General features: G+C 79.6%; 1 protein-coding gene. It reads right to left on the bottom strand.

What is annotated here, in order from left to right; translation table 11 throughout:
* Nucleotides 1-351: 351 nt before the first annotated feature.
* The coding region (locus tag SZN_RS37140; protein WP_007506536.1) for a protein phosphatase 2C domain-containing protein at nt 352-1,155 on the bottom strand (804 nt) is incomplete at its 5' end.

The following is a 1,155-nucleotide window of genomic DNA, read 5'->3' on the forward strand; positions in this document are numbered from 1 at the left end:
CCGGGTGCTTCGTCCGGTGCTGGCAGGAGCGGGCGCACGGGCCCGGCGCGGGCAGGGGCCCGGCCGCGCGTGCGGGTCCGGGCTGAGCGCACGGGATCGGCCCGTGTGCCGACACGGGGCTGCCGATCCGGACGTAGGGAATGCGGAGGGGCGGCGGCCGTTGCCCGGCGCCGGGCGCGGGGACCGGCCGCGGGCGCCGCGCGGGGAATCTGGCCGGATTCAGCCGACGGGACACCGGCCGCGGGAGGACGTGCGGGGCGCGAGAGGGCGCGGTCGGGCGGGCGCGCGCCGCGGACCGGGGCCGAAGCCGCGGGGACGACGGCGCCGGCGAGGCACCGCCCCCGACCGGCCCTACGCCTCCCACACGGCGGCGGCCGTACGGTCGTCGGCGTAGCCCTTGACGCGGACCTGGGCGTCGGCGAGGAACTCCGCGAGCCCGGGTGCCCCGGAGCCCGACCAGCGGCCCGTGAGGTGGGCGGCGAGCGCGGGTTCGCCGCGCAGCGGGTCGGCCAGGCCGCCCGTGCACATCAGAAGGGTGTCGCCGGGGCGGGCGACGGAGGCCCGGAAGCGGAACGGCTCGCGCGGCGGCCCGGGTTCGGGCTCGTAGGGGCTCGGCGGTGTGGGGATGCCGAGGTCCATGGTGAGGCGGTCGCCCTCGGGGGTCTCGGCGGGCAGCGACCCGAAGCCGACGACGGGTTCGCTGGCGGCGTCGGTGCCGAGCGGTTCGATGTCCTGCCACTCGCCGTCGCGCAGGCGGAACAGGCCGCCCGCGCCGACGCCGAAGAAGACGCGGGTGCGGCACTGGGGGTCGGCGGGCAGCAGCAGACAGCGCAGGCTGGCCGCGTACTCCCCCGGTTCGACGCCCTGTTCCGCGGCGCTGGCGCGGAGTCTGCCGAGGCTGCGGTCGGTCAGGCGGTGCAGCCCGGACTTGAGGTCGCCGCGCCGCGCGGCGCGGATGTCCTCGGCGAGCCGCCGGTGGCTGCGGCCGACGGCCCGGCCGATCCACCGGCACGCCTCGGCGGCGGCGCGGTGCGCGCCGGGCGTGGCCCGCGCGCCGGTGGCCATCGCCACCAGGACGAGGGTGTGCTCGCCGCTGCCGAAGCGCGCGGTGAGCAGGCAGTCGCGGCGGGGTTCGCCGCGGTAGCGGGCGGAGTC

The sequence above is a fragment of the Streptomyces zinciresistens K42 genome (genome assembly GCF_000225525.1).
Taxonomy (GTDB): Bacteria; Actinomycetota; Actinomycetes; order Streptomycetales; family Streptomycetaceae; genus Streptomyces; species Streptomyces zinciresistens.